This is a genomic window from Leifsonia sp. Y862 (assembly GCF_057669585.1).
Map to the genome: position 1 here is coordinate 501,426 of NZ_JBYHFR010000002.1, position 21,896 is coordinate 523,321.

General features: G+C 66.1%; 21 protein-coding genes. 12 read left to right on the forward strand and 9 right to left on the reverse strand.

Going from position 1 to position 21,896, the window contains the following annotated elements; all coding sequences use genetic code 11:
- Positions 1-46: 46 nt before the first annotated feature.
- Complete coding sequence (locus tag AC25Z0_RS12390; RefSeq protein ID WP_488133399.1) at positions 47-349, reverse strand: hypothetical protein; 303 nt, start codon at positions 347-349, stop codon at positions 47-49.
- Between the two features lie 189 nt (positions 350-538).
- Between AC25Z0_RS12390 and AC25Z0_RS12395 the strand changes: the two genes are divergently transcribed.
- Complete coding sequence (locus AC25Z0_RS12395) at positions 539-766, forward strand: DUF3499 family protein (RefSeq protein ID WP_488133400.1); 228 nt, start codon at positions 539-541, stop codon at positions 764-766.
- Between the two features lie 323 nt (positions 767-1,089).
- On the opposite strand, the gene AC25Z0_RS12400 is transcribed toward AC25Z0_RS12395, so the two are convergent.
- The 5 genes from AC25Z0_RS12400 to AC25Z0_RS12420 all read right to left on the reverse strand — a co-directional run bounded on the left by AC25Z0_RS12400 (position 1,090) and on the right by AC25Z0_RS12420 (position 6,850).
- Entirely contained in the window at positions 1,090-2,397 is a 1,308-nt protein-coding gene (locus tag AC25Z0_RS12400) for a DUF58 domain-containing protein (RefSeq protein WP_488133401.1), read from the reverse strand.
- Positions 2,398-2,416: 19 nt separating this feature from the next.
- Positions 2,417-3,430 (reverse strand): AAA family ATPase, encoded by a 1,014-nt coding sequence (locus tag AC25Z0_RS12405; RefSeq protein WP_488133402.1) that lies wholly within the window; start codon positions 3,428-3,430, stop codon positions 2,417-2,419.
- 77 nt (positions 3,431-3,507) lie between these two features.
- Complete coding sequence (locus AC25Z0_RS12410) at positions 3,508-4,848, reverse strand: DUF4350 domain-containing protein (protein WP_488133403.1); 1,341 nt, start codon at positions 4,846-4,848, stop codon at positions 3,508-3,510.
- Positions 4,845-5,591: a DUF4129 domain-containing protein gene (locus AC25Z0_RS12415; RefSeq protein WP_488133404.1), complete on the reverse strand. Its 747-nt coding sequence runs from the start codon at positions 5,589-5,591 to the stop codon at positions 4,845-4,847. Before AC25Z0_RS12415 ends, AC25Z0_RS12410 begins: the two co-directional genes overlap by 4 nt.
- The gene (locus tag AC25Z0_RS12420; RefSeq protein ID WP_488133405.1) at positions 5,588-6,850 is read right to left on the reverse strand and encodes a DUF7847 domain-containing protein; all 1,263 of its coding nucleotides are present in this window, start codon (positions 6,848-6,850) and stop codon (positions 5,588-5,590) included. Before AC25Z0_RS12420 ends, AC25Z0_RS12415 begins: the two co-directional genes overlap by 4 nt.
- A 130-nt stretch (positions 6,851-6,980) precedes the next feature.
- On the opposite strand from AC25Z0_RS12420, the gene mtrA reads away from it, so the two are divergent.
- The 6 genes from mtrA (at position 6,981) to secA (ending at position 15,654) form a co-directional block, all read left to right on the forward strand.
- On the forward strand, positions 6,981-7,661 hold the full coding sequence (gene mtrA, locus AC25Z0_RS12425) for an MtrAB system response regulator MtrA (protein ID WP_488133406.1): 681 nt from the start codon (positions 6,981-6,983) through the stop codon (positions 7,659-7,661).
- Between the two features lie 84 nt (positions 7,662-7,745).
- Positions 7,746-9,314 (forward strand): MtrAB system histidine kinase MtrB, encoded by a 1,569-nt coding sequence (gene mtrB / locus AC25Z0_RS12430; RefSeq protein WP_488120455.1) that lies wholly within the window; start codon positions 7,746-7,748, stop codon positions 9,312-9,314.
- Positions 9,307-10,995, forward strand: coding sequence for an LpqB family beta-propeller domain-containing protein (locus AC25Z0_RS12435; protein WP_488119972.1), 1,689 nt, complete (start codon positions 9,307-9,309; stop codon positions 10,993-10,995). Before mtrB ends, AC25Z0_RS12435 begins: the two co-directional genes overlap by 8 nt.
- 134 nt (positions 10,996-11,129) lie before the next feature.
- Positions 11,130-11,879, forward strand: coding sequence for a ComF family protein (locus AC25Z0_RS12440; protein ID WP_488133407.1), 750 nt, complete (start codon positions 11,130-11,132; stop codon positions 11,877-11,879).
- A 110-nt stretch (positions 11,880-11,989) separates the two neighbouring features.
- Entirely contained in the window at positions 11,990-12,661 is a 672-nt protein-coding gene (gene hpf, locus AC25Z0_RS12445) for a ribosome hibernation-promoting factor, HPF/YfiA family (protein WP_488119974.1), read from the forward strand.
- A 173-nt stretch (positions 12,662-12,834) separates the two neighbouring features.
- The gene (gene secA, locus AC25Z0_RS12450; RefSeq protein WP_488133636.1) at positions 12,835-15,654 is read left to right on the forward strand and encodes a preprotein translocase subunit SecA; all 2,820 of its coding nucleotides are present in this window, start codon (positions 12,835-12,837) and stop codon (positions 15,652-15,654) included.
- A gap of 93 nt (positions 15,655-15,747) precedes the next feature.
- On the opposite strand, the gene AC25Z0_RS12455 is transcribed toward secA, so the two are convergent.
- Complete coding sequence (locus tag AC25Z0_RS12455) at positions 15,748-16,170, reverse strand: Rv3235 family protein (RefSeq protein ID WP_488119975.1); 423 nt, start codon at positions 16,168-16,170, stop codon at positions 15,748-15,750.
- A 149-nt stretch (positions 16,171-16,319) separates the two neighbouring features.
- Here AC25Z0_RS12455 and AC25Z0_RS12460 point away from each other — a divergent pair, with 149 nt between their 5' ends.
- The gene (locus tag AC25Z0_RS12460; protein WP_488133408.1) at positions 16,320-16,913 is read left to right on the forward strand and encodes a hypothetical protein; all 594 of its coding nucleotides are present in this window, start codon (positions 16,320-16,322) and stop codon (positions 16,911-16,913) included.
- 55 nt (positions 16,914-16,968) lie between these two features.
- Here the strand turns inward: AC25Z0_RS12460 and AC25Z0_RS12465 are convergent, their stop codons facing one another.
- Positions 16,969-17,256: a helix-turn-helix domain-containing protein gene (locus AC25Z0_RS12465; RefSeq protein WP_488119977.1), complete on the reverse strand. Its 288-nt coding sequence runs from the start codon at positions 17,254-17,256 to the stop codon at positions 16,969-16,971.
- A 180-nt stretch (positions 17,257-17,436) separates the two neighbouring features.
- On the opposite strand from AC25Z0_RS12465, the gene AC25Z0_RS12470 reads away from it, so the two are divergent.
- The 3 genes from AC25Z0_RS12470 to AC25Z0_RS12480 are packed head-to-tail and all read left to right on the forward strand — an operon-like array spanning position 17,437 to position 20,851.
- A complete protein-coding gene (locus AC25Z0_RS12470; protein WP_488133409.1) occupies positions 17,437-18,072 on the forward strand; it encodes a hypothetical protein in 636 nt (211 codons plus the stop codon).
- A 2-nt stretch (positions 18,073-18,074) separates the two neighbouring features.
- Positions 18,075-19,343 (forward strand): CpaE/TadZ family protein, encoded by a 1,269-nt coding sequence (locus AC25Z0_RS12475; RefSeq protein WP_488133410.1) that lies wholly within the window; start codon positions 18,075-18,077, stop codon positions 19,341-19,343.
- Positions 19,344-19,357: 14 nt separating this feature from the next.
- Positions 19,358-20,851 carry a sensor histidine kinase gene (locus AC25Z0_RS12480; protein WP_488119980.1) on the forward strand — a complete coding sequence of 498 codons (1,494 nt, stop codon included), beginning with the start codon at positions 19,358-19,360 and terminating at the stop codon, positions 20,849-20,851.
- 63 nt (positions 20,852-20,914) lie between these two features.
- On the opposite strand, the gene AC25Z0_RS12485 is transcribed toward AC25Z0_RS12480, so the two are convergent.
- Entirely contained in the window at positions 20,915-21,163 is a 249-nt protein-coding gene (locus AC25Z0_RS12485; protein ID WP_035837005.1) for a WhiB family transcriptional regulator, read from the reverse strand.
- Between the two features lie 185 nt (positions 21,164-21,348).
- Here AC25Z0_RS12485 and AC25Z0_RS12490 point away from each other — a divergent pair, with 185 nt between their 5' ends.
- Entirely contained in the window at positions 21,349-21,798 is a 450-nt protein-coding gene (locus tag AC25Z0_RS12490) for a hypothetical protein (RefSeq protein ID WP_488133411.1), read from the forward strand.
- Positions 21,799-21,896: the final 98 nt, after the last annotated feature.

The following is a 21,896-nucleotide window of genomic DNA, read 5'->3' on the forward strand; positions in this document are numbered from 1 at the left end:
GAAATGCGAGCCGAGACAAATGAAGTGAGCGGATGCCGCGCGCGACCTAGAAGTGGCGGAACCGCTCCGGCGCCAGGTCCCACGGATCCTTGCCGAGCAACTCGGCGATACCGCGGAAGACGCAACTCTCGATGGCCATCCGCTGGTGGAGTTCGTCGTTGCGGTGCAGGTGGCTCAGGCGCTGGATCGGCAGCCGGTAGAACACGACGCGGCGTTCAGAGGGGAACACCGCCCAGCGCTCAACGCCGACGCCGGGAACGACGGATGCCGGTCCGGCAGCCACCTCGAAGCGTGCGGTGGAGAGTTCAGCCGGCCACACACCACGCAGGTAGTCGACCGTTGATGCCACCGTCAGATCGAACAAATCGGTGCGTGTGCGGAGCGGTGGAAGGTACGGGCCCGTCGCTGAACTGCGCAAACCACGCCCGTGCCTGTCGAGCCCGCGAGCCCGAGGCTGCGGCTCAGGAAAGACAGAACCGCTCGACCTTTGCATGTCGCCATCCTACTTCGGTGCCCTGCCGGAGTACTCTGAATGACGATGTCTACCCGGCCATGTTCCCGTATCGCCTGCGCTGCCCCCGCAGTGGCGACGATGACGTTCGTCTACGCAGATTCGATGGCCGTGCTCGGCCCGCTCTCCGCCATGCCAGAGCCGCACGGGTACGACCTGTGCGCCAGGCACAGCGAGCGCACGTCGGCGCCGAAGGGGTGGCAGGTCATCCGCCACAAAGTGATGGGCGAACTGTTCGGCGACGTAGAGGCGTAGCCGCCACACGATGGGCCGAACCCGCACCGGATTTCGGGCGACGGCGGGTGTCGCGAAAACAGGATGCGCGACCTGAAACAGGCCGATCCGTCCTGTTTTCGATGACACATGGCCGATTCATCCTGTTTTCGCTACATGCCGGACTGCCGCCTCAGATGGCCGACCGAACGGATGCGCGTGGGCGAGTTCTGGGGACGGCAGGCGAGGTCTCGAGACGCTCGCTAGCGCTCGCTCCTCGACCGGCGGGGTCGCGGCGCGAGCTCCTCGACCGGCGGCGGGTCTCGAGACGCTCGCTAGCGCTCGCTCCTCGACCGGCAGAGCGGCTACAGCCGGCCAGCCGCCTTCAACGCGATGTAGTGGTCGGCCAGCGCGGGCGGCAAGGCATCCGGTGTTCCGGAGACCACCTCTGCGCCCTGTTGCCTGATCGCCGCCGACACCCGCGTGATGTCCAGCATCGAGCGTTCGGCCGCCGCCGCCCGGTACACCTCTTCGCGGTTGCCGCGTTCGCGACTGGCCTGCACAATGAGGGGATCGGTGACGGATGCCACCACAACGGTGTGCGAGCGCGTCAACTGGGGGAGCACGGCAAGCAGGCTCGTCGACGCGCCCGCAGCGTCGACGGGGGTGACCAGCACCACGAAGGCGTGCTGGTTGGTGATGCTGCGCACCTGGCCAGGCACCGCTGACCAGTCCATCTCGATCAGCTCCGGTTCGACGAGCGCCATGGCATCCACCATGCGTGAGAGCAGCTCTGCACCCTGCGCGCCCTGGACCCGCGCCCGCACGCGGCGGTCATAGGCCACGAAATCAACCCGGTCGCCGGCGCGCGTGGCGAGGGCAGCGAGCAGCAGCGCAGCCTCGAATGCCGTGTCGAGCCGCGGTTCGTCGCCGACCCTGGCGGCGGAGACGCGTCCGGTGTCGACGACGATGACGACCCGGCGATCGCGCTCCGGGCGCCAGGTGCGCACCACGACGTCGCCCCGCCGCGCGGTTGCACGCCAGTCGATGGAGCGCACATCGTCGCCCCGCACGTACTCGCGCAGCGAATCGAACTCGGTGCCCTGGCCACGGATCATCACGCTCGTGCGCCCGTCGAGCTCGCGCAGCCTGGCCAGGCGGGACGGCAGGTGCTTGCGCGCGTTGAACGGCGGCAGCACGCGGATGCGCCCTGGCGCCACCAGGGTCGCCTGCCTTGCCCAGAGGCCGAGCGGGCCGAACGAGCGGACGGTGACCTGGCCCACCCGCCGCTCACCCCGCCGGAAGGGCGTGAGCGTGAGCGAGACGAGGCGGCGTTCGCCGGCGGGGATGTCCAGCCGGGTGCGGTTGTTGCCGGCGCCGGCCGAGGGCTGCCAGGCGTCGCGGATGCTGGCGTGCAGCATCCGCTTGCCGTTGTTCGTGATGTACAGCTCACTGGTGACGCTCTCGCCGAGCCTGACGCGGGCCGGAAGCCGACGCGCAAGCGCAAGCGCACGGGGTGAGGCGGCGAGGGCGAGGTCGATGCAGCCGGCGGCGACCACCAGCAGCAGCCATAGCCAGAGCACCGTGAATGCCTGCGCGCTCGTGCCCCCGAGCAGCACGATCGGCACCACGCCGAGGGCGAGGAGCAGGGCGAAACGGCCGGTTACGGTCATGAGAGGCGGCGCACCGGCACTAGAGCGGAACCTGGACCTGCTGCATAATCGAGCGCAGGATCGTGTCGCTGGCCACGCCCTCCAGCTCAGCCTCAGGGCGCAGCTGGATGCGGTGCCGCCAGACCGGCAGCACCATGGCCTGGATGTGGTCGGGCGTGATGGCGTCGTAGCCACCGAGCCAGGCCCACGCCTTGGCCGCGGCCAACAGCGCCGTCGTGCCGCGGGGACTCACGCCGAGCTTGACCGACGGGCTGCGCCTGGTCGCCCGAGCCAGGTCGACGAGGTAGGCGAGCACATCGGCGCTGGCGGCAACGGATGCCACGGCCGCCTGGGCCGCGGTCAGTTGCGCGGCACCGAGCACCGGCGTGACGCCGGCCGCCGAGAGATCGCGCGGGTTGAACCCGGCAGCATGCCGGCGCAGCACCTCGACTTCGAGGTCACGCTCCGGCACGTCGAGTACGAGCTTCAGCAGGAAGCGGTCGAGCTGGGCCTCCGGCAGCGTATACGTGCCCTCGTACTCGATGGGGTTCATCGTCGCGGCAACGATGAACGGATCGGGCAGCGGCAGCGATAGCCCGTCGACGCTCACCTGGCGCTCCTCCATCGCTTCGAGCAGCGCGGACTGCGTCTTCGGGGGAGTGCGGTTGATCTCGTCGGCCAGCAGGATGTTGGTGAACACCGGCCCGCGGCGAAACTCAAACTCGCCGACCTTGGCGTCGTAGACGAGCGAGCCGGTGACGTCGCCCGGCATCAGGTCAGGCGTGAACTGCACACGCTTGGTGTCGAGGCTGAGCGCGTGGCTGAGCGAGCGCACCAGCAGTGTCTTGGCCACCCCAGGCACGCCCTCAAGCAGCACGTGCCCGCGAGCCAGCAGCGCGATGATCAGGCCGGTGACGGCGCCATCCTGGCCGACGACGGCTTTCCCCACTTCTGTACGCACCTGGGCGAGGGCCTGGCGCAGATCGTCGGAGCTCGCCGCGGCGTTGGACGGTGCGGCGTGAGATGCTGCGGAGGTCGGTGCTGGAGAGGTCATGTGTCCATTCTTCCGGTTGGGCGAGCGGATGCGCTGGTCTGGTTGGTCGCGGGTCTGTCTGTCGTAGGTCTAGGCGGTCATCGGTCTGTTGGTTGCTGCGGCGTGACGGATGCCTGGCCGGGGTCGGATATCTGGCCGGGGTCGGTCAGTCGTCTGGTGAGGCGTTCGAGTTCCTCCAGCTGGTCAGACAGGCTGACGAGCTCGCGGTCGGAGGCCGGTGTGGCTCCAACGAGAATGGTGCCGACGTCGGCAGGAGCGCGGCCCGTGAGGGCGGAAACGGCCCCGATCACGTTGTCGAGCGTGGCCGTTCTGGGCAGCCCGACGAGGGAGGCCAGCCGTCGCACCGTGCCAACGCGCAGGGAGTCGGCGGCCCGCAGCCGCGCAGAGTTGCGGGCGTACAACCGCGCGCGACCTTCCATCGTTTCGCTCGCGGTGACGATGACGGGCAGGTTCTCCGCCACGAGCGCACCGAAGCGGCGCCCACGCCAGATGAAGGCAGCGAGAGCGGTGACCACCAGGAGCACCAGCACGGGGGTGACCCAGCCAGGGGTGAGCTCGCCGAGCGATGGCGGGCCGGTCGCGGGCACATCGGCCAGAGTCGGGAGGTACCAGACCAGCGAATCGCTCTCGCCGAGCAGGCCGAGGGCGAGGGCGGCGTTCCCGTACTCGACGATGTGTTCGTTGTCGAAGACCTCTGTCGTTGCGACCAGGGTGAGGGAGCGCTCCGGGGCGGCATTGCCATCCTGTGCGACGCCGGCCAGCACGACGGGCCCCTGCACCACCGAGTAGCGATCAGCGGAGCTCGGGAAACAGCCGACGAAAGCGGATGCCGCGTCGGCGGCCCCGTTCGCCGTTGCGCCGGCCTCAACGCCGGCTAGCGACAACGTGCTGCCGCCGGGGGTGATGCTGCCTGCCCGCTCGGCCGCAGGCACGTCGCACTCTGCCGCCAGCGTGTCTGCGTCGGATACCCCGCCGAAGCCGACGCCGGACGCCAGGGTCTGCAGCATGGTGAAATCCGGCGCGGCGATGACCAGCCGGGGCGCCAGGGTGCCGAGCTCTGTGAGCTGCTCCGCCGTGAGGTAGGCGGCCGGGTCGGAGAAGAAAATGGTGCTCGATTCGGAGGAGACGGCATCCGTCGCCTGCTCGAGGGTGTCGACGACCGTGACCGTGACGCCCTGGTTTCGCAGCACCTCGACCAGCGCCTTGCTGCCAGCCGGTGCCGGATTTGTGGCGCCGAGCGGCACGCCGGTGGACCCGCTCCCGCCGGCAATGAGCGCGGCGACGATGGAGACCACGATGGCCACGATGCCGGCGAGTACCCAGAAGCCGGCTTTGCGGCTGAACGCACGCACGGTGAGCGTGGTCGACGGGGCGGCAGTCGCCGACGGCGCGGTCGTCACGAGAGGGCCCGCCGTCACGAGTGCGCCGCCGAATCCGTGGAGGAACGCTCGTCGGAGGATGCGGAGGATGCGGAGGATGCGGTGGATGCGGTGGATGCGGTGGATGCGGACGATGCAGCGGATGCCGTGGCGTCCACAAACGTCGGCTGGGCCGCACGCAGGCGCTCGTCCAGGGCAACCAGCGATCGGAACTCGGGTTCCGTGCCATCACGCCCGAGGTAGCGAACGCCGTCGAAGACCGCGGCAGCGCCCTGCAACTCGTGATGCTCTGCGGGGAAGGCAGCGGCGGCGGTCAGGGCGAAATCGTGCGCCGTCGTGCCGGGGGAGACGACAACGATGGTGCGCGCCTGCAGTCCGCGCGCGATGGCGCGGAACATCTCTGCGCACGCCAGGCTCCAGTCGCCGGCGGCCGCCGCGGCCTGCGCGGCGCGACGCATGTCTGCGGCAGAGCGCCGATCGTCGTCGCCGAACAGTTCAGCGGCGAGCTGGCTGCGTCGGCGAAGGCGCGGCAGGCCGAAGATCAGAAAGGCCACGACCAGGATGCTGGCGAACAGCACCGTGAGGATCACGGGGATCCAGGCGCCGAGACCCTCCCCGCTCGGCAGCGTCAGCGACTGCAACCAGTCGAAGAAGCCCTGGGAGAGCGTGTCGAACCAGGTCGGCCTCGCCGCCGCATACTCGGGTTTGGCCAGCTCTTCCCGCAGAAGCTCCCTGGCGTCAGGGGCGTTCGGGTCGACGGGTATTGCCAGGACACCAATCATGCCCAGGGCGAACCAGGGGCAACAGCGGTGGGCGAGACGTAGCCGGCCGGCGACGTGTACGGGTCGGCCGGATTGGCCCCGGCTGCCCGCTGCTCGACGAACCGCTGCAGGTCGAGGTCGAGGCCCTCCTTGCGCATCCGAAGGTCAATATAAATGAGCGCGGTCGTCGCCGACTGCACCACGGCGGCGACGGCCCCCAGCACGAGCGCCACGAACAGGATCAGCACGTAGAGAACGATGGACGGGATGTACGCGTCGAACGAGGCATTGGGGTCGACGAGCGACATCGCGACAGAGAACAACAGCGACAGCGGCGTGCTCACGACCTGGCTGACGACGTTGACGATCGCCGCCACCAGAAACTGCACGCCGAGCGTGCGCCAGAAATAGCCGATCGTCAGCGCCCACGACCGGCGAATCGCCGAGCGGATGCTGAGACGCTCCAACACAATGAGGCTCGGCACCAGGGAAGTGCGGGTGTAGAGCCAGGCCGCCAGGGCGATGAGTCCGAGCCCGCCGAGGATGCCGACGACCACGGCAATGGCAACACCGATGCCGCCGGCCATGGCGAGCAGCGCGATGCCGCCAGCCAGGATGCCGATGGCGATCAACAGCGCGAATGACAGGATCAGCGTCCAGCCGACCAACGGCCACAGCCGCTTGCCAGCGGCCCGCCACAGGGGACCGAGCTTCAGCTTCTCCCCAAGCGTCGCCCTGGCGACCTCCATCACGATGACGCCCTGGAGCAGGGCGGAGGCAATGACAGAGAGGAGGACGGGAATGATGGCCGACACCACGATCATGGCCATGGATCCGGCTTCGACGGCGTCACGCTCGTCGAGTGGAGCGGCGTCAATGCGACTGACGGCAAAGAAGGTGGCCAGCCCGATCACGATGAGCGACACCAGGGTGATGATGCCCTGCACGAGCAGTGCGCTACCGAAGGTGGCCTTCGGGTTGCGCTTCAGCACCTGGAATGGCGCCCACAGCAGCGTGCCGAACCCGAGTGGGCGCAGCGGAATCAGTCCTGGCTTCGGCGGCGGGGTCCACCCTGGCTGCTGCTGGCCGTACTGCTGCCCATATTGCGGGACGTATGGCGACGCCGGGGGATACGACGCGGGCTGCGGCGCGCCCGCAGGCGGCAGATACTCCCCGTACTGGGGGGCTGCCGGCACGGTCGGTGGAACGACGGGGGGAACGCCCGCAGCATCTGCGGGCTGGCCATCCGTCGGTGGTTGCCAGTTCTGTGCGTCTGTCACGTACTCATGCTGGCATATTCGTGGCGCAGAATCCGGTGGACGCGGCTAGGCTCTGCCTACTCGACTACTCTTATGCCAAGAATGGTCGCCGACCACGCGCTTGTCGCGTGCGGCTCAGGGAAACGGATCTATGAACGCTCGTATTTTGGTAGTCGATGACGACACCGCTCTGGCAGAGATGATTGGCATCGTCCTGCAGAGTGAAGGTTTCGACACGCTCTTCTGCGCAGACGGCGGCAGCGCCCTCGAGGCATTCCGTGCGGCCAAGCCCGATCTCGTGCTGCTTGACCTGATGCTCCCCGGCCTCGACGGCATCGAAGTGTGCCGCCTGATCCGCGCAGAGTCCGGCACTCCCATCATCATGCTGACGGCAAGGTCAGACACCACAGACGTCGTCAAAGGCCTCGAATCGGGTGCAGACGACTACATTGTCAAGCCGTTCAACCCCAAAGAACTCGTCGCCAGGATCAGGACCAGGCTGCGACCGGCCGCTGTCGAGACATCCGTCAACCTGCAGATCGGCGACCTCGTCGTCGACCCTGCCGGCCACGAGGTGACGCGTGGTGACCAGCGCATCAACCTGACGCCGCTCGAGTTCGACCTGCTGCTCGCGCTGGCGTCGAAGCCGCAACAGGTTTTCACCAGGGAAATGCTCCTCGAGCAGGTCTGGGGCTACCACTACAAAGCCGACACCAGACTGGTCAACGTGCACGTACAGCGCCTCAGGGCGAAGGTCGAAGACGATCCGGACAGTCCCCGAATCGTGATGACGGTGCGCGGCGTTGGCTATCGGGCCGGCGCTGTCGTCTAGGACCTTGTGACTCTGCAGCACGAATCGAGCGGATTCCCCTTTACCCGGTCGACCTTCTGGCGTTCGTGGCGCTCCTGGCCGGCCATGTTCAGGGCGACCTGGCGGTCGTCGCTGCACTTCCGTACCGTCTCCGTCACCCTCGTGCTGTCTGGCGTTGCCATCGTGCTGGTTGGCGTCTACATGTCGATCAGTATCGGCAACGACCTGTTCCAGTCGCGCCTCAACCAGGTGCTCGCCGATTCACACCGGGCGACCACCGCGGCACAGGGCCTGCTCGATTCATCGGATGCCGCCGACAAGGTGCAGGTGCAGTCGCTGCTCCGCACCACGCAAACCACCATCACCGCCGCGTCGTCGTCGAGCCTGATGGCGGTGTTCCGCGTGCCAGGCCAGGAGCCGTCAGTGGCAACCCCGCAGGACTTCTCCACCTTCGGGGAATCCCGCAGCGTGATTTCGGAGGAGCTGCGGACATCCGTTCAGGAGAACCCTGGCGAGCAGTTCTGGCAGTCGGTGACGCTGACGACAGCCGACGGGACGACGATCCCCGGCATCGTGGTCGGCTCCCAGCTCACGGTGCCCGTCGCCGGCAGCTACGAGCTGTACATCGGGTACAGCATGGCCGACGCGGAGAACACCCTGGCGTTCGTGCAGCGCACGCTCGTGATCGCCGACATCGTGCTCATCCTCCTCATCGGCGCCGTCACCTGGATCGTGGTCAGGTTCGTCGTCACACCGATCAGGGTTGCGGCGGAGACCAGCCAGAAACTGGCCTCCGGTGACCTGGAGGTGCGGATCCCTGAAAAGGGCGAAGACGTCATCGCCACGCTGGCGCGCTCGTTCAACGGGATGGCCGACAGCCTGCAAAGCCAGATCAAGGAGCTTGCAGAACTCTCCGAGGTGCAACAACGCTTCGTCTCCGACGTGTCACACGAGCTGCGCACGCCGCTGACCACGATTCGTCTGGCCGGTGACGTGTTGTACGACCAGCGGATGACGTTCCCCCCGGCCACCCGGAGAACCACAGAGTTGCTGCACACCCAGGTGCAACGCTTCGAGGGGCTCCTCGGTGACCTACTGGAGATCAGCCGCTACGACGCCGGATCTGTGCAGCTGGAGACAGAGCCGACCAACCTGGTCCACCTCGCGGAAGACGCCATCGACAGCATGCGCACCCTGGCAGAGTCGAAGGGCAGCGACCTGCGCTTCGTGGCTCCTGGCGGGCACCTGAACGCAGAAGTCGACCCGCGTCGCATCCGTCGCATCCTGCTGAACCTGATCGGCAACGCCATCGAGCACGGGGAAGGACGGCCGATCGTGGTGTCTGTCGACAGCAACCAGAGTGCTGTCGCGCTGTCGGTGCGTGACTACGGGCTCGGCATGGACGAGTCCGACGTCTCTCACGTCTTCGACAGGTTCTGGCGCGCAGACCCCTCCAGGCAGCGCACCATCGGCGGCACAGGTCTCGGCCTGGCCATTTCACGCGGCGACGCGATAGCCCACTCCGGCCGACTGGACGTCTGGTCGAAGCCGGGCGTCGGCTCCTGTTTCCGGCTCACGGTGCCCAGGGTGGCCCACGGAATCATCGCGAAATCCCCACTACCGCTTCCACCTGAGGACGCCGACACGCGGCTCGGAGGTAATCCCATTGTCTAGAAAATCGGCATCCGCTGCCGTTATCGCCGGCATCGGCATGATCGCGGTGCTGCTCACCGCCTGCACGGGCATTCCGCGCGATGGTGGCGTGCACCAGGGCCAGGTGATCGAGGCCGGCGACAGCCCAGCCCCCGTCTTCCTGCCGCAGCGACCGCAGAAGGACGCCACGCAGGAGGAGATCCTGCGCGGCTTCATCGACGCGGCCTCCAGCCCTGAGAACAAGTACGCGATCGCGCGCGAATTCCTCACGCCAGCCTTCAACGAGGCCTGGGAACCGGACGCCGGCGTCACCGTCGACGAGGGCGACCGCGAGGCCGTCGCCATCGACGCGCAATCGATCATGCTGTCGATCATCCCCCTAGCGGATGTCGACGCCAGCGGTGAGTTCACCGAGGGCGACACGGTCACCCCGGTGCCGCTGCGCTACCAGTTCGAGCAGGTCGACGGGCAGTGGCGCATCAGCCAGGCACCGAACGGCACGATCATCGACTTCAACACCTTCTCCGACGTGTTCAGCGCCCAGGAGCTGTACTTCTACGACCCGACGTTCAGCTACCTGGTGCCTGACCAACGCTGGTACCCGCGCGGCGCGACCACGCCGACCCGTATCGTGAAGGGCGTGCTCGCCGGGCCGAGCGCGTGGCTCGACGGCGCCGTCACCAGCGCGTTCCCTCAGGGCACAGAACTGACAGCGGATGCCGTGCAGGTGGTCTCGAACGACGCCAAGGTCGACCTGAACGCCGAGGCCCTGAACGCCGACCGGATCACCCTGCAGCGCATGAAGGCCCAGCTGGCGACGAGCCTGCCGACTGGGATCTCCGTGACGGTCACCATCAACCAGAACCCGCAGGACATCGGCGACCTGGTCACGTCGCCGCCCATCGTCAATCAGCGTGTTGACGCACGCGCCCTCATCCTGCGTGATGGCGAATTCGGGTTCCTCGCGGCAACCGGCCAATCGATCACGCCGATTGCCGGGCTGTCAGATTCCGTGGCGGCGCTGAACCCCACCGCCGTTGCCCTGTCGGCCAGGCAGACTGTCGCCGCTGCACTGACGGCAGGGGGAGTCTACGGGGTGCGGCTCGGCGACGCCCCTGTGCTGCTGGACGGACGCCCAGGCCTCGTCGCGCCCTCCGTCGACACCTCCGGCTACGTCTGGACCGCCCAGGGCGCCAGCCCGTCAACGCTCAACGTGACGAACACCTCCGGCGACTCTGTGGTGCTGCAGACCCCGTGGCCTGAGGCATCGAGCATCCGTACCCTGCAGGTGTCGCGGGACGGCACCCGCCTCATCGCGCTCCTCGGGTCTGGCACAGACGACACCCGCTTCGTTGTCGTCGGCATCACGCGCGAGGGCACGGTTCCGGTGAGTCTCGGCGACCCGCTCGACCTGACAGCGACCACAGGAACGCCATTGGACGCGACCTGGATCGACGAGCTCACCGTCGCCTCCCTCACGAGGCTGCCCACCGGCGAAGAGCGCATCATCGCTCAGCGGATCGGCGGCACGAGCTCGGTGCTCGAGGCTGCACCGACCAGCGTCTCGATCACGGGCGGCAACTCGCTCCGTGACGTGAAGGCGCTGTCGTCCACTGGCGGACTCCAGGTGCGGCGCGGGGCCGGTTGGCAGGAGCGCGTCGACAGCGTGGTGCTGGTCGGCACGCAGCAGGGGACGGGCTAGGCCAGGACACGGGCTAGACCAGGGCTCGAACTCGGGGACGATCCGGCCTCCTCCACAGCAGGCAGCCGCGGCGGGATACGCCCCGATCGAACCCTGCACGGGAGCGCGGTGTGCCGACGGAGCAGCGTTGACTCATGAACAGTCCTCGAGCTGAGGGCGGCCCCACGCTGCTCGATGCTGTTCGCCATGCCGTGCGGGACGCACTGTCGGTGTTCTTCCCCACGATGTGCAGCGGCTGCGGGGCCGACGATGCCGCGCTGTGCGCCGCCTGCTGCATCGCACTCCGCCCCAGCGTGCACCTCGTACGTCGCGACGGCTTCGTCGTGTGGATCTCCCTCGAGTACGCGGGCGTCGCTCGCAGCGTCATCGCGGCCTACAAAGACGGTGGGCGAACGGATGCCGCCGGCGCGCTCGCCGCGGCCCTCCGTCCGGCGCTCGCGGCGGCGCTGGCCGCGGCACCCCTGCAGGCTGGAGTTCGGGCTGCAGTGAGCTCGAGCGCTCAGGCCAACGGCCCGCCGGCGGGGGTTGAGCTGGTCACCATCCCCTCCGCGGCATCCGCCTGGCGAAGCCGCGGCTACCACCCGGTCAACCTGCTCGTCGCCCGGTGCGGACTTCGGCCGCCAGGGCGCCTGCTGAGGCTCGTCGAGGACACCGTGGACCAGGTGGGCCTGACACGACGCGAGCGAGCCGAGAACAAGCACGGGTCGATGCGCGCAGTCGGGCGGCTTGACGGCCGCGAATTCCTCATCGTTGACGACATTGTCACGACAGGAGCCAGCATTCGAGAAGCAATTCGCGCGCTGACCGCGGCGGGCGGAGTCGTTGTCGGTGTGTCGGCGCTCGCCGGGACGCCCCGTCGTTACGGGGCAGAATCGGCTTCATAGAATACTCATCGGCGAAAGCTGTGACATCTGACTTGGGCCACAGTACGGTGGAGGAAAGGCATAAACAATCGCCCGGAATCTGGGCGGTTGGCCCTGATCTGGAGGTCGTCATGGAAACTAACATCGTCGGACGCAACCTGGAGATCACTGATCGATTCCGTGAATACGCCACGGAAAAAGCCGGCAAGGTCGAGAGCCTCGCTGACAAGGCATTGGTCCTCGAGATTAAAGTCAGTCGCCAGGAGAAGAACGGTTCATCTGGCTCAGACCGAGTGGAACTCACACTCATCGGCAAGGGCCCGCTGGTGCGGGCTGAAGCAGAAGGCTCCGACAAGTTCGCTGCCTTCGACGTTGCGCTTGGACGTCTCCTTGAACGGATTCGCCGCGCAAAGGACCGCAAGAAGGTGCACCGTGGTGGTGCCCACCGTCCAACGTCACTGCACGAAGCATCCACTCAGGGGTTCAGCAACGTGGATATCACGCCCGCTGCCCCCGAGGTACTTGAACGAGTGCGCACGGGTGCGATTCCCATCGTGACGAGCGAGGAATCGGATCAGGAGTCCGACGAGGTGTACTCGCCCATCGTCATCCGTAAGAAGGTGTTCGCATCGGCGCCGATGACCGTCGACGACGCGCTCTACTTCATGGAGCTTGTCGGTCACGATTTCTACCTTTTCCAGGACTCGGAGACCAACCGGCCGAGCGTGGTCTACCGGCGTAAGGGCTGGGACTACGGCGTCATCGGTCTGGCCACCGAGTCTGAAGTCCTCCTGGAGGCCTAACAGCCCCGAGGCGACATGAGCTCGGTCGCCGGCTGCCACATGTCGCAGCCGGCGACCGAGTAGCATTGCTATAGTTGCCGCCTACGTCGGCGCGCTGTTTCGACAGCAGAACAAAGGCGTCCGACAGGACGACAGGCGTGTGCATGCGCCGTGACGACTACTGGAGTGCATTCGTGGCCTCAATTCTTGAAAAAGTTCTTCGTGTTGGTGAAGGGCGTACCCTTCGTCGCCTTGAGAACTACGCCAAAGCGATCAACGCCTTGGAAGACGACTTCACAGAACTCAGCGATGAGGAACTGAAGAACGAGACGGTCGCGCTTCGCGAGCGTTATTCCAACGGTGAATCGCTCGACGACCTGCTGCCTGAGGCCTTTGCGGCCGTCAGGGAAGCATCCGTTCGTACCCTGGGCCTTCGTCACTTCGACGTGCAGCTCATGGGTGGCGCGGCGCTGCACCTCGGAAACATCGCCGAGATGAAGACCGGTGAGGGCAAGACCCTCGTCGCGACGACCGCCGCATACCTGAACGCCATCACCAGCCGTGGTGTGCACGTGATCACGGTGAACGACTACCTGGCCAGCTACCAGAGCGAGCTCATGGGTCGCGTGTTCCGCGCGCTCGGCATGACCACCGGATGCATCATCTCCGGCCAGACCCCCGCGCAGCGCCGCGAAGAGTATGCCTGCGACATCACGTACGGCACGAACAACGAGTTCGGCTTCGACTACCTGCGCGACAACATGGCGTGGCAGGCACAGGACATGGTGCAGCGCGGTCACTACTTCGCCGTCGTTGACGAGGTCGACTCGATCCTGATCGATGAGGCCAGGACCCCGCTGATCATCTCTGGCCCGGCATCCGGTGAAGCCAACCGCTGGTTCAACGAATTCGCCAGCCTGGCCAAGCGCCTCGTGCTCGACGTCGACTTTGAGGTCGATGAGAAGAAGCGCACCGTCGGCGTACTCGAACCCGGTATCGAAAAGGTCGAGGACTACCTCGGCATCGACAACCTGTATGAGTCGGCCAACACCCCGCTCATCTCGTTCCTCAACAACGCCATCAAGGCCAACGCGCTGTTCAAGAAAGACAAGGACTACGTCGTGATGAACGGCGAAGTGCTGATCGTCGACGAGCACACCGGCCGCATCCTGATGGGCCGTCGCTACAACGAGGGCATCCACCAGGCGATCGAAGCCAAGGAAGGCGTCGCGGTCAAGGCCGAGAACCAGACCCTGGCCACCGTGACCCTGCAGAACTACTTCCGCCTGTACTCGAAGATCTCCGGCATGACCGGTACGGCCGAAACCGAAGCGGCCGAGTTCATGAGCACCTACAAGCTTGGTGTGGTGTCGATCCCGACCAACAAGCCCATGCAGCGCATCGACCAGCCAGACCTCGTCTACAAGAACGAAGAGGCGAAGTTCGGCCAGGTCGTCGAAGACATCCTCGAGCGTCACCAGAAGGGCCAGCCGGTTCTGATTGGTACCACGAGCGTCGAGAAGAGCGAATACCTCTCCCGCCTGCTCGCCAAGAAGGGCGTGCGCCACGAGGTGCTGAACGCCAAGAACCACGCTCGTGAAGCAGCGATCGTCGCCCAGGCCGGGCGCCTCGGATCCGTCACCGTCGCCACCAACATGGCTGGTCGTGGAACCGACGTGATGCTCGGTGGCAACGCCGAGTTCCTCGCCGTCGCCGAGATGAACGCCAAGGGCTTCAGCCCCGTCGAGACGCCGAACGAGTACGAAGCTGCCTGGGACGACGTCTTCAAAACCGTGAAGGCCGGCGTGCAGGAAGAGGCCGACAAGGTCATCGAAGCCGGTGGCCTGTACGTGCTCGGTACTGAGCGTCACGAATCCCGCCGCATCGACAACCAGCTCCGTGGTCGCAGTGGCCGCCAGGGTGACCCTGGAGAGAGCCGCTTCTACCTCTCGCTCACCGACGACCTGATGCGCATGTTCAACGCGGGTGCTGCAGAGGCACTCATGGGCCGCCAGGGTGTGCCGGATGACATGGCGATTGAATCCAAGGTCGTCAGCCGCGCCATCCGCAGCGCCCAGGCGCAGGTGGAAGGCCGCAACGCCGAGATCCGCAAGAACGTTCTGAAGTACGACGACGTGCTGAACCGCCAGCGCGAAGCGATCTACAGCGACCGCCGTCACATCCTCGAGGGCGACGACCTGCACGAGCGCACACAGAAGTTCCTCGAAGATGTCATCGACGAGGTGCTCGAGGTGCACACCGGCGAGGGCAACGGCGACGACTGGGACTTCGACGCACTCTGGACAGAGCTGAAGACGCTGTACCCGGTAGGCATCACTATCGACGAGGTCATCTCAGAGGCCGGCAACAAGGGCAAGATCAACCGCGCGTTCATGCGTCGCGAGATTCTCTCCGATGCCAAGGTCGCGTACCAGCGCCGTGAAGAGTCGCTCGGATCTCCCGCCATGCGAGAGCTTGAGCGTCGTGTTGTGCTGTCGGTCATCGACCGTCGCTGGCGCGACCACCTCTACGAAATGGACTACCTGAAGGACGGCATCGGCCTGCGTGCGATGGCCCAGCGCGATCCGCTGGTCGAGTACCAGCGCGAAGGCTTCGCCATGTTCCAGCAGATGATGGGCCAGATCCGCGAGGAGACCGTCGGGTTCCTGTTCAACCTAGACGTCGAAGTGACCCAGGGCGCCGGCGAGGTCAAGGGACCGATCGTCGAAGCCAAGGGCCTCACGCCGGCCGAGCAGGCTGACGCGAAGCTCAGCTACACGGCACCGAGCGATTCGGGCGGAGTCGAGGTGCGCAACCAGCGCGGCCAGATCCAGCAGGCCGCAACGGACCGCGCTCGTCGCGCAGCCGCCACCACCGCAGCAGCACCGGAGGCTGAGGCTCCCGCCGCGGCTGCCGGCCCTGCACCGCGTGGCAGCTTCGGCCAGCGCCCCGCCGGCGCTGCTCCGACGGCAGCTCCTGTGAACCGCGCAGAGCGCCGCGCGAAGAAGAAGTAGCTTCACCAACCAGACGATGCCCCGGCCCACTCGGCCGGGGCATCGTGGTTTCTGCAGTGTGGTTTCTGCGGTGTGCTTTATGCGGAGGAGCGCTCAGAGAACGTTGATGGCGCTGGCCCGCCAGCGATTGTCGAGTCCTTCGAGCCTGATCGCCACCGCGCGGGCGCGTACCTTCGTGTGCACCATGACGACGGCCTCAATGACCCCGTCGCGTGGCTCGGTGATGAGGATCCTCCCGATGGACAGCGACGGGCGCTGCGCACTCTGGCCTTTGACGGCCCGAGCCCTCGCCGAGAGCACTACTCGCTTCAGAAGGTGTCTGTAGACGTCATCACTCACCCACCTGGCCAACTGGTCCAGCTCCCTCGCGCCAGCCAGAACCTCGATCACACTGCGCGTGAGGTTGATCAGGAGTGGTTCGGGATCTGGCAGCTCCCGTCGACTGCTGGGCTGGACTCCGAAGAAGTCCGCGTCGTGAAATCCGTCCTGGCCCGGCCGTACGGGGAGTGATGGCATGTCTCCTCCGATGAGTGGAATATTCGACCCCCCAATGGGGGTCGAACGCATGGCAGAAACTCAACCAGTAGAGTCATGGCGATGTCTAGCGCTTATAAAGCCTGTGGAGAATCTCAGCGCAGCGCTGCGGCGCCGACTAGTTTCGGCTTGTGCGCTGGGACAATCTCTTTGACGACCTTGAGGGTCAGCTGGAGCAGGAGCTGCGCGCCGAAGAGGTCGATCTTCGGGCGGAGGAAGAACGCCTGCGCCTGGGGCGGCTGTCGCTGCGCGATCGGCTGATCAGCCTGTCGAACGCCGGGATGGGGCCGTCTTCCGTGACGCTCACGCTGGTTCTGGCCTCCGGCACCACGCTCACCGTGCGGCCGGTGACCTTCGGCAAGGACTGGGTAGCGGCAGACCTGGCGGAGTCAGGAGGCGCCCAGTGCGTCATCCCCTTTACGTGGATCTCCGGCGTCATTCTCACCCGGTCACAGGTGGATGCTTCGCTGAACCCGCCGGTGGAATCGGCCTCTCGCGTCATTGACCGGATCGGCTTTCCGTTCGTGCTGCGTGACCTGTGTCGGCGCAGGAAAAGCGTCGAACTGCACACCACCGACGGAATCGTCACCGGCACGATCGATCGCGTTGGACGCGACCACCTTGACCTGGCCGTGCACGCACCTGGCACGGTGCGTCGGTCGCGCGAGGTGCTGCACTACCGGGTCGTGCCCCTGGCGCAGGTGCAACAGATCCGCGTGTACTGAGGCCCGCTTGTACTGAAACTCACCTTGTACTGAAACTCACGGAGGGGCGAGCTGGTCAGCTCTCTGGGCGAATGATCGTGCCGCCGGAGAGCTCTGGGATGTTGGCGTAATCCGACTGCTCCCAGAGCGAGATGCGCCTGGCCTCTTCGTACTTCGCCTCGATGAACGACTCCAGCACGACCCGCTCAATGCGCCAGCTGCCTGCAGCGTTGAGCCTGATCGCCGGCAACTCCCCAGTGCGCACCAGCTCAAGCGCCTCAGCGGCCGTGATGCTGAGGACTTCCGCGGTGTCGGCCAAGGTCAGGAAGCGGCCGAGGGCATCGGGGGAGGCGGAAACTGTCATGTCTGATTATCCGTCGCGCCGACCGCGTGGGAACGGGTTGTGGATAACTTTCACGGGCTGGGCGGGAGAGAGCGACCATAGAGTGCGCCCAAAAATAATGCACAGGCGCAAGACAGTCAGCACGCACGCAGCGGCACGCAGGAACGGCACGCAGAAACACCAACGCGACGGAGGTGGACCGTGGGGGTAGGGCAGGACGCGGGGACACGCAAGCGAATCTGGTTCGACCCTCGATTCGCCATCGGGCTGGTGCTCGTCGTGGCCTCCATCATCGGGGTGTGGCTCCTGGTGTCCGGCGCAGAGCGCTCGACCGCCGTGTATGCAGCCCGGCAGGCTCTGATGGTGGGAGACCGCGTCGAATCGTCGGACTTCGTCCTCGCCCAGGTGCGATTCGACGACGCCGTCAGCCTGTACGTGACACCGGACAGCCTTCCTCAGGACGGGCTCGTGGTCACGCGCAGTATCGCCGCGGGAGAACTGATCCCGGCGTCGGCTGTCGGGACGGAAGCCGGGGCATCCGTCACGAGCATCGTCATCGACATCACGGGGAAGCTGCCTGAAAGCGTCAGCCCAGGCACCGTCGTCGACATCTGGAGCGCCAGGGAAACGGAAAACGGCGTGTTCGGGCCGCCGGCGGTTCTCGTGGGGGAGGCATCCGTTGTGCGCATCGTCGAGTCGACCGGGTTCATCGCAGACAGCACAGGGCAGGCCGTCGAGGTGCTGATTCCGAAGGGCAAGGTCGCCGCGGTGCTTGAATCGCAGGCGAATGCCGACTCCTTGGCACTGGTTCCGGTCAACCAGGCGATCGGCGGCTAACCATGGTGGCGCTCGCGCTGTCGCTCGACCGGCGAACCGAAGACCGGCTGCTTGCCGACATGATCGAACACGGCCACACGATTCTCGCCCGCGTGATGAGCGCCAGGGAGATGCTGGCCGCACTCCCGGTTTACGCACCGGATGCCATCGTGGTCGGCGCCGCGCGGGCAACGCTGAACGCCGAGCTGATCGCCGGCTGCGACCACCACGGCGTGCGCATCGTTGCTGTCGCGAATTCCGACCTTGAACGACGCCACGCGGCATCGCTCGGGCTGTACGAGGTCGTGGATGAAACGGCGACGTGGTCCGACATCGAGGCGCTCATCCTCGGCGGCATCGACGTGCCGAAACGGATCGGGAACGCGGATCGCAGCAGCGCATCCTCGCTGCATGCCGGGTCGGTGATCGCGGTCTGGGGTCCGGCCGGCGCTCCTGGCCGCACGACGATCGCCATCACCATCGCGGCGGAGATCGCGGCGGCTGGGCACACCGTGGTGCTGGCCGATGTTGACACGTACAGCGGATCGGTGGCGCCGACGCTCGGGATGCTCGATGAAGCGCCTGGCTTCGCTGCGGCATGCAGGCTCGCGGGTGCAGACGCCCTCAATCGTGCTGAGCTGGAGCGGATAGCGCAGCGATACAACTCGCCGCATGGCGCGTTCTGGGTGCTCACGGGGATCGGCCGGCCATCGCGCTGGCCAGAGCTGTCGGGCGACCGGGTGACGAAAACGATCCAGGCCCTGCGCGACTGGGTTGACTACGTGGTCATCGACACCGGCTTCAACCTCGAATCCGACGAGGAGATCTCGAGCGACCTCTTCACCCCGCGACGCAACGCGGCAACGGTGAGCGCACTCGCCCAGGCCGACCACGTTGTGGCATGCGGGCTGGCCGATCCGGTTGGGATGGCGCGCTTTCTCCGCTCCTGGGTGGAGCTGGCCGATGTGCTGAGCACCGAACGAGTGAGTGTCTTCATGAACAAGGTGCGGGCCAGCGCCATCGGCATGGACCCGCGCGCACAGGTCAGTGCCACGCTCCGGCGGTTTGGTGGCATCGAGCACGCCGTGCTCATTCCACATGACCAGAATGGTGTCGATGCAGCCGTGCTGACCGGCCGCACCCTGCGGGATGCCTCACCCAAGTCGCCCGCGCGTGCGCGCATCCGCCAGTTCGTGAATGAGGAGCTGCTGATCGCGCCGATTCCCGCCGCCCGGAAACGGCGAAAGCGCTCTGAACGGATGTGGGGCGTGCGCAGAGCCACCCGTGGCTGATCTAGGCTGTGAACGTGTCGACGCTTAGTGATCTCGTACTTGCCCAGGGCCGCAGCAGCGCGGAAGACGTCGATTGGCTGCATATGCTCGTCGCCGACGGACAGCTGCTGGCCGATCTTGCTTTCGCCGATATCGTCGTGTGGGTTCCCACGGACGAAGGCAGCTTCGTCGCCGTGGCTCACGCCAGGCCCTCCAGCGCCGCAACGCTGTTCTACCGCGACTTTGTGGGCCAGAGCATCAAGGCTGAGTGGCGGAAGCAGGTCACAGAGGCCTTCGAGACCGCGAAGATCGTCGATACGACGGCCCCCGACTGGTATGAGGAGACTCCGACGCGCGTGCGGGCCATTCCGGTCATGCGCCGCCTGAGCCCTGCAGGTCCCCAGATCACCGATGCTCCAATCGCAGTGTTGACCAGGCACACGAACCTCAGCGAGGCTCGCACCCCGAGCCGCCAGGAGCTGACCTTCAACGACTGCGCGAACGACCTGTTCGCCATGATCGCCTCCGGCGACTTCCCCGACCTCGGAGCACCGACCGGCCCGCGCCGCGGGGCTCCGCGCGCCTCAGACGGCCTGCTCAGGCTCGACGTCGACGGGACCACCACATTCGCCAGCCCGAATGCCCTCTCCGCGTTCAACCGGATGGGCTTCGCTGACGAACTCGAGGGCGAGTCGCTGGCCGAGGTCACCACTCGACTGATTCCCGGCAAAGCCGTCGTTGACGAGTCGTTGCCGCTCGTGGTCACCGGCCGTGCGCCGTGGCGCACCGACATTGAGGCCAGGGGAGTGACGGTGTCGCTCCGCGCCATCCCGATCAGGGAGCGCGGGTCGCGGATTGGCGCCATCGTGCTGTGCCGCGATGTCACAGAGCTCCGCCACCAGGAACGCGAGCTCATCACCAAGGATGCGACGATCCGCGAGATCCACCACCGGGTGAAGAACAACCTGCAGACCGTCGCATCACTGCTGCGCATCCAGGCCAGGCGCACACACTCCGAAACCGCGAGGGAAGCGCTCACGCAGGCAATGCGTCGGGTCGCGGCCATCGCCGTCGTGCACGACACCCTGTCTGAAGGCCTCAGCCAGAGCGTGGACTTCGACGCCGTGTTCGACCGGGTGCTGCTTTTGGTCGCCGAGGTCGCATCCGCTCACAACACCACGGCCCACCCGCGACTGACCGGCAGCTTCGGCACATTGCCGAGCGCTTTTGCCACGCCGCTGGCGCTCGCACTCACCGAGCTCGTCACCAACGCCGTCGAGCATGGTCTGGCCGGGCGCGAGGGTGAGGTCATCATCGAGGCGACCCGCAGCGAGGAGATGCTGACGGTCACCGTGAAGGACAACGGAACCGGCCTGCCAGAGGGCAAGGTGGGTTCAGGCCTCGGCACGCAGATCGTGCGCACCCTGATCCAGGGTGAGCTGAGCGGCACCATCGACTGGCACACGATCATGGGAAGCGGTACCGAAGTGACGATCGAGATTCCGCTCCGGTACATCCACGAGCGCTAAGCGCTCACCGCTTAACAAACAAATGCCGGCACCCAGTGGGTGCCGGCATTTGAGAAGCTCGGGTTAAGAAGCGCGGCGTGCGCGAGCGGCACGTCGTTTGAGTGCTCGTCGCTCGTCTTCGCTGAGTCCACCCCATACGCCGGAGTCCTGACCGGTCTCAAGTGCGTACTGGAGGCAAACTTCGGTGACGTTGCAACGCGCGCACACCGACTTTGCCTTTTCAATCTGGTCTACAGCCGGGCCAGTGTTGCCTACCGGGAAGAAAAGCTCCGGGTCAGCTGTCAGGCATGCCGCTTTGTCGCGCCAATCCATGGTGATGTGCTCCTTTGTTGCGTGGGTGCGTGGCCGAAATGGCCTAAATGCGGGGGATGGCAGCTGCAGGAATATTTCGGATCTACGTATTGAGATCTGCCCACGTCCCTGTGAGCGTCAACTGCGCCTCAAATATGGTCCCATAATGGTTGAATCAAATCAATAGTTTTGTATGGGATATCCCTGTGAAAAAATCGTCTGAAGACTTCTCCTCGACCGATCCGGCCCCCGCCGACCGCCCTCGACCACTCGCGCTGAAGCTCCTTTTCGTTCTCGTGAGCGCAGAGGCGCTGCTGCTGTGGGCTGTCACGATCTGGCAGATCATCGAGCTGTTGACCGACACGCCGGCCTCCATGCCGAGCGCCATCGCCATTCTGGTGCTCCTGCTCATTGCGGCGATCTGGGTGAGCGCCATCGCGCTGAACGTGTTGCGGCACCGATCCTGGATCAGGGGAGCGGCCGTCACCTGGCAGCTCGTGCAGATTGCCGTGGCCCTCGGGGCCTTCCAGGGGATGTACGCCAGGCCGGACATCGGCTGGGCACTGCTGCTTCCCTCCATCGTCGTGATCGTGTTGCTCTTCGTGCCGAGCGTGATGGCCGCAACGGGTGCAGAGCGCGACCAGCACCGCGACTAGCGAGACCAGCGAGACCAGCGAGACCAGCGCGACCAGCGCACGGCTGCGACCGAACGCGACGGTGCGGAATACCCGGTGCAGAGAGCGTGTTGCACAAG

Excerpts from the sequence above, each read along its gene's own strand:
- AC25Z0_RS12395 (WP_488133400.1), top strand. The coding sequence starts at position 539 with ATGTCTACCCGGCCATGTTCCCGTATCGCCTGCGCTGCCCCCGCAGTG.
- AC25Z0_RS12400 (WP_488133401.1), bottom strand. The coding sequence starts at position 2,397 with ATGACCGTAACCGGCCGTTTCGCCCTGCTCCTCGCCCTCGGCGTGGTG.
- AC25Z0_RS12405 (WP_488133402.1), bottom strand. The coding sequence starts at position 3,430 with ATGACCTCTCCAGCACCGACCTCCGCAGCATCTCACGCCGCACCGTCC.
- AC25Z0_RS12415 (WP_488133404.1), bottom strand. The coding sequence starts at position 5,591 with ATGATTGGTGTCCTGGCAATACCCGTCGACCCGAACGCCCCTGACGCC.
- mtrA (WP_488133406.1), top strand. The coding sequence starts at position 6,981 with ATGAACGCTCGTATTTTGGTAGTCGATGACGACACCGCTCTGGCAGAG.
- mtrB (WP_488120455.1), top strand. The coding sequence starts at position 7,746 with ATGTTCAGGGCGACCTGGCGGTCGTCGCTGCACTTCCGTACCGTCTCC.
- AC25Z0_RS12440 (WP_488133407.1), top strand. The coding sequence starts at position 11,130 with ATGAACAGTCCTCGAGCTGAGGGCGGCCCCACGCTGCTCGATGCTGTT.
- hpf (WP_488119974.1), top strand. The coding sequence starts at position 11,990 with ATGGAAACTAACATCGTCGGACGCAACCTGGAGATCACTGATCGATTC.
- AC25Z0_RS12455 (WP_488119975.1), bottom strand. The coding sequence starts at position 16,170 with ATGCCATCACTCCCCGTACGGCCGGGCCAGGACGGATTTCACGACGCG.
- AC25Z0_RS12465 (WP_488119977.1), bottom strand. The coding sequence starts at position 17,256 with ATGACAGTTTCCGCCTCCCCCGATGCCCTCGGCCGCTTCCTGACCTTG.
- AC25Z0_RS12475 (WP_488133410.1), top strand. The coding sequence starts at position 18,075 with ATGGTGGCGCTCGCGCTGTCGCTCGACCGGCGAACCGAAGACCGGCTG.
- AC25Z0_RS12485 (WP_035837005.1), bottom strand. The coding sequence starts at position 21,163 with ATGGATTGGCGCGACAAAGCGGCATGCCTGACAGCTGACCCGGAGCTT.